Origin of the sequence: Clostridium sp. UBA1056 (assembly GCA_002316385.1) — a bacterium.
GTDB lineage: Bacteria > Bacillota > Clostridia > Clostridiales > Clostridiaceae > Clostridium_J.
Map to the genome: position 1 here is coordinate 13,647 of DCDL01000030.1, position 5,533 is coordinate 19,179.

Sequence of the window (5,533 nt, forward strand, 5' to 3'; positions counted from 1 at the left end):
TTATTTTCAGATGCCTTATAGAGCCTATATATTAATTTAGTTTATAATTATAGTAGTTTTATCTAATATATTATCATAAATCCAGTGAGCATTTTCTACAGCTAATCGAATACATCCATGACTCAAGGCCATACCAAGTCTATCATCAATTATTTCAGTTCCTGCTGCATTAAATAAAATTGAATGATAATAGTAGCTACCTCGAATTCTAGTAGCGTATTTTACTCTATAAGCATCAGAGCCAAAGTAAGGCTTTCTACCGCTAACATAAAAAGTTCCCACAATAGTTGGTGTACTAGGTTTACCTACTGTACATGACCACTTATATAGCAATTTCCATAAACCGTTATAATTTTTTTCAAATATATAAGTAAGCTTATTTTCTAAATCTGTTGTAATTAAATTTATAGTTGGGCTTTTAATTTGATTATCATTTACAAACTTTGTCATATCGGTGTAAAAATACTTAAAATCATATTCTTCAGGTGGATTTCCATCATCAGAAAGAAAATAGCTAAATATATATCCTTCTTGATTGTCATACATAACATGACTCCAGTCTCCATTTACAGACAGCACTTGTACCATAGATTTTGGAGGAATTGTAGTCACTGGCTTTGACTCAGCAGATGGATAAGACCTTAAAGTAACATCTGTCCATGTATATTTTGTTGTAGATAAATAATCACTATATACATACCCACTTTGTCCATTATATGATACTTCATACCAATCTTCTTCAGCGTCGATAACTTGAACCTTAGACCCTGCCGGTATTACAGTGATTACATACGAAAAAGTAGATTTTTCTTTTCTTAAATTAGTATTAGCTAAGGTGTACTTATATGAATTTTGTTGTTGTCTTGTATATCCTTTCATACTTAACCTCTAAAATTATTTTTTATAATATTCTATGAGACTTTTTCTTTATTTAGAACTATTATACTCAAGACTAGCTGATAAAAAATATATATCTTTGATACTAAAAAATACATTGATAAAATTATCAATGCATTCTCGTGGATTTCAATGGTGGAGGCGAAGCACGGTGGGTAAAATCCACTACTCTACCCTTTAGATATTTGTAAGTGTAAAAGAATTAACACCTAGTTTGGCAAAATACCTTTGCTAAAATAGTAGGTATGAAATTAAAAGGAGGTCCTGTTAATGGCAAAGGATTTAATAGATATAAGTTGGGAAGATATTATGAATAAATTCTAATTAATTTATGAAAAATTTAACCAGTCTTATATTTTTTTATTGACTTACAATCTTAAATAGAATATACTCTTAATAAATTAAAAGGAAAACAAATATTAAAACTTATCTTTGTTTTTCTATGAAAAATATTATTAATTATGAAATGAAACTGGAGGGTAATTATGAATACTTTAATAAACAAACAAGCACGATTTAGTTTTTATAGCCAATTTATATAGGGTTTGTATCACGTTACAAATTTAATTAAATTTTAACATGGATACAAAGCCCTTAGAACTTACTGATAATTAGGGATTGTATCTGTGTTGGCTATATTGTTTATAATGTTATTCATTATTATCATCATTTATAAAGTCACGCAGATTATACTGTGTGGCTTTTTTATATCCAAAAATAAGCCACCTGGATTATTCTATGTGGCTTTCTTATATTCAAAAATGGACCACATGGACTATACCATGTGGTTTTTTATATATAATAAATTTTAAAAGGAGTGCTTTTTATGGCAGGAATTGCATCTGTAGTAATACAAAGTTTAATCTTATCAATTATGGTATTAGGTATTTATATCAGCTATAAAATTTTAGATTTCCCAGACTTATCTGTTGATGGAAGTTTCTCATTAGGCGGGGCTATCATTGCTTTCTCTTTAACTAACAACATCTCTCCAATAATTGGAACTTTATTAGCTATGATATGTGGTTTAATTTCTGGTCTTGTTACTGGTATTTTACACATCAAACTTAAAATCTCTAACTTACTTTCAGGAATCTTAGTTATGGGTATGCTTTACTCTATTAATCTAGGCATAATGGGAAAGTCAAACGTTCCATTATTTGACCTCAATCACCTATTTAATATGGGCATTTCTCCACTAGTATTAGTTGCAATAATTGTATTGTTTTGCAAATTTATTTTAGATTTATTCTTAACTACTGGTCTTGGATATACATTAAAAGCCGTTGGTGATAATCCTCAGATGGTTAAATCATTAGGAATTAATACTGGTACTATAAAAATATTAGGATTAATGCTATCTAATGCTCTTGTTGCTTTATCTGGTAGCTTGTTTGCTCAATTTCAAGGATTCTCTGATGTTAATTTAGGGATTGGTACTTTAATACTTGGAATAGCATCAATTATAATTGGCATCTCCATATTTAAGAAACTTACATTTATTAAAACCACAACATCTATATTATTAGGGACTTTAATCTACCAATTTACAATTTATTTTGCAATAGATTTAGGTATAGTACCTCCTAATAACTTAAAATTAATGACTTCTATAGTAATAATTTTATTCTTAAGTGTTGGTAACCTAAATGTTTTTGCTAATAACAATAGTAACTATAAAAATTTAAAGAAAAGAGGTGCTTTAGATGTTGCAGATTAAAAATATTTCAAAAACATTCCCTAATCCATACGGAGATCCTAATATAATTTTCAAAGATCTATCACTAACTATAAATAAAGGTGAATTTGTTAGTATCATCGGAAGTAATGGTACAGGTAAGTCTACTTTACTTAATATAATTTCAGGTTTTATAAAAGAAAGCCAAGGAGATATTTTATTAGATGGTAATAATTTAACAAAGCTAGCTGAACATAAAAAAACTCAGCTAATAAGCAGGGTGTTCCAAGATCCAAGTTTAGGCACTTGTCCTTCTATGACAGTTAAAGAAAATTTATCCTTAGCTTTAAACAAAGGAAGTTTACTAAATCTTAAAAAATGTCTCCGTCATAAAACTGAAGTTATGGAAGATTTATTAGAAGATATATCACTTGACTTAAAAAAATATTTAGACGTTCAAGTAAAATATCTATCAGGCGGTCAAAGACAAGCACTTTCCCTAATTATGTCTACTATTACAAATCCAAAGGTTTTATTACTAGATGAACATACTGCTGCTTTAGATCCTAAAACTTCAGATGAAATTATAGAGTTAACTAATAAAATTGTTAGGGAAAAAAATATAACCACACTAATGGTAACTCATAATCTAAAGCATGCTATTAGCTATGGTGATAGACTTATAATGCTTCATAAAGGAGAAGTGATTTTAGATATAAGTGGTGAGGAAAAATCAAATATAAGTATAGAAGAAATACTAAATAAATTTGAGTATGCAGTTTAAAATATAAGGCTTAATTATAGCTTAATTAGTTAATATATAGATTTAAATACATATATAAAAATAAAATTTAGGAGGATTATATTATGACAATAAAAAATAAGTTAATGAGTTTAATTTTAGTAGGAACAATTGGAGTTTCTTTACTTACAGGTTGTTCTAAGAATAATAATGATAAATTATCTGATTCAAATAAGGATATCAAAGCAATAGGTATTACTCAGCTAGTAGAACATCCATCTTTAGATAAAGCAAGAGATGGCTTCATAAAAGCACTAGAAGATAATGGGTATAAAGATGGAGAAAACATAAAAATTGATTACCAAAATGCCCAAAATGATATGCCTACAACTCAAATGATTGCAAATAAGTTTGTATCTGATAAAAAGGATTTAATATATGCTATATCAACGCCATCAGCTCAAGCAGCTTACAATGCAACTAAAGATATACCGATATTAATGACTGCTGTTACTGATCCAGTTGCTGCTGGTCTAGTAAAATCTATAGATAAACCTGAAAGAAATGTATCAGGCACATCAGATTACATATCTATAGATAAAAATCTAGAATTAATTAAAATGTTTATCCCAGATGCTAAAACTATAGGTGTTTTATATAATACTAGTGAAGTAAATTCAAAGATACAAGTTGATACTCTAAAAGAGTATGCATCTAAAAATAATTATAAAGTTGTAGAAAAGGGTGTTTCCTCTTCAATGGAAATTAGTCAAGCTATGTCTAGTTTAGTAGGTAAAATAGATGTTTTATATGTTCCAACAGATAACTTAATTGTTTCATCCATGCCAATAGTTTCTAAAATTGCTACTAATAATAAAGTGCCAATAATATCTTCTGAAGATGGTTCTGTCAAATCTGGTGCACTTGCATGTCAAGGTATCGACTATGAAAAATTAGGTTATAAAACTGGAGAACTTGCTGTTAAAGTTTTAAATGGTGAGGAAATATCTAATATTCCTGTAACCATGTTAGATGAAACTCAAATAATAGTTAATGAAGATACACTAAACTCTCTTTCTTTGGAAAAAATTGATGATAAAAACATAACATATATTAAAACTGAAAAAAATTAATTATTTACACGTCTATTTATATAAATGAGTAAATTGCACAATTAGATATTTATAATTCTTCAAAATACACAGTGCCTTAAGACATTTTTGCGTATAGCAAAGCTTGCAGACAAAAAATAAAAATGTGGTATTATCTAATTGGTTATTAAATAATATCACCTTTTATTATAATGCCTTTAAAACATCCACCACTAAAATATCTGCTGGAACCCATCTTTGGCTATTTAATTCCTCAAAACTTATCCATTTTGCATCATTATGATCATTTAATTTAAGCTCTCCACCTACTATTTCTGAAATATAACAATGCATTATAAGATGAAAATTAGGATAATCATATTCTATTGTAGTTAAATATGTATCTATCTTAATATCTAACTCTAGCTCCTCTTTAATTTCACGGATTAAAGCCTCTTCTCTAGATTCCCCTTTCTCAATCTTACCACCTGGGAACTCCCACATATCAGCAAAATCACCTTCAGCTCTCTTAGTTATAAATATCTCATCATTACTTTTTATAATAGCGGCTACTACTTCTATTGATTTCATAGATATCCTCCTATGACTTATTATCACATATAATTATACACTAAAATTTATTAAGTCAAATCTTAGTTAATTCATGCTATTATAAATCATTTAAGAATATTCTTATCCACACCTCTTGTAAATTTTTAAAGTAATAATCCACAGTTCTTACTTCAGCACTTAACATTTTTCCTCCATCCATAAGTCTTGCAAATATTTTATTTGTTTTTCTTGGTATATAACCTATCTTTTCACCCTTTACTGTAAATAATTCTATAGCATAGTTATCATATACATTATCAGGTTCCCTTTTTAACTTTATTTTATCTCCCTCTAATAAAATAAAGTCATCTTTTATATAGTATTTCATTCCTGCTACCCTTACAGATTGAAGATATATGGTATTTTCAAATGGTAATGCTAGTCCACCTGTTTCTATTATGTTGGCTATTTTTCCTCCACCACTATAGCTTGTTATTGATTTATCCATATTGTTATATTTAGTAAATGACTGTATAATATGTTTCAAAGCGTTGATTTTACAGTAATCTTTAC

The 5,533-nt window shown here is 28.2% G+C and carries 6 protein-coding genes; 3 read left to right on the forward strand and 3 right to left on the reverse strand.

Annotated features, from left to right (window positions below; genetic code table 11):
* Positions 1-36: 36 nt before the first annotated feature.
* Positions 37-879, reverse strand: a complete 843-nt coding sequence (locus tag B3W71_RS09350) for a L,D-transpeptidase family protein (RefSeq protein WP_346888671.1) — start codon at positions 877-879, stop codon at positions 37-39.
* Between the two features lie 844 nt (positions 880-1,723).
* Here B3W71_RS09350 and B3W71_RS09355 point away from each other — a divergent pair.
* The 3 genes from B3W71_RS09355 to B3W71_RS09365 all read left to right on the forward strand — a co-directional run bounded on the left by B3W71_RS09355 (position 1,724) and on the right by B3W71_RS09365 (position 4,450).
* The gene (locus B3W71_RS09355) at positions 1,724-2,617 is read left to right on the forward strand and encodes an ABC transporter permease (RefSeq protein WP_346888672.1); all 894 of its coding nucleotides are present in this window, start codon (positions 1,724-1,726) and stop codon (positions 2,615-2,617) included.
* Complete coding sequence (locus B3W71_RS09360) at positions 2,604-3,359, forward strand: ABC transporter ATP-binding protein (RefSeq protein ID WP_346888673.1); 756 nt, start codon at positions 2,604-2,606, stop codon at positions 3,357-3,359. Before B3W71_RS09355 ends, B3W71_RS09360 begins: the two co-directional genes overlap by 14 nt.
* A gap of 83 nt (positions 3,360-3,442) precedes the next feature.
* Positions 3,443-4,450, forward strand: a complete 1,008-nt coding sequence (locus B3W71_RS09365) for an ABC transporter substrate-binding protein (protein WP_346888674.1) — start codon at positions 3,443-3,445, stop codon at positions 4,448-4,450.
* Between the two features lie 165 nt (positions 4,451-4,615).
* Here B3W71_RS09365 and mutT read toward each other — a convergent pair whose 3' ends face one another.
* Together mutT and B3W71_RS09375 are read right to left on the reverse strand one after the other, a co-directional pair.
* Positions 4,616-4,999, reverse strand: a complete 384-nt coding sequence (gene mutT / locus B3W71_RS09370) for an 8-oxo-dGTP diphosphatase MutT (RefSeq protein ID WP_346888675.1) — start codon at positions 4,997-4,999, stop codon at positions 4,616-4,618.
* Between the two features lie 79 nt (positions 5,000-5,078).
* The coding region (locus B3W71_RS09375; RefSeq protein ID WP_346888676.1) for an HIRAN domain-containing protein at positions 5,079-5,533 on the reverse strand (455 nt) is incomplete at its 5' end.

Coding starts and splice junctions, on each gene's coding strand:
- B3W71_RS09350 (WP_346888671.1), bottom strand. CDS start 879: ATGAAAGGATATACAAGACAACAACAAAATTCATATAAGTACACCTTA.
- mutT (WP_346888675.1), bottom strand. CDS start 4,999: ATGAAATCAATAGAAGTAGTAGCCGCTATTATAAAAAGTAATGATGAG.
- B3W71_RS09355 (WP_346888672.1), top strand. CDS start 1,724: ATGGCAGGAATTGCATCTGTAGTAATACAAAGTTTAATCTTATCAATT.
- B3W71_RS09360 (WP_346888673.1), top strand. CDS start 2,604: ATGTTGCAGATTAAAAATATTTCAAAAACATTCCCTAATCCATACGGA.
- B3W71_RS09365 (WP_346888674.1), top strand. CDS start 3,443: ATGACAATAAAAAATAAGTTAATGAGTTTAATTTTAGTAGGAACAATT.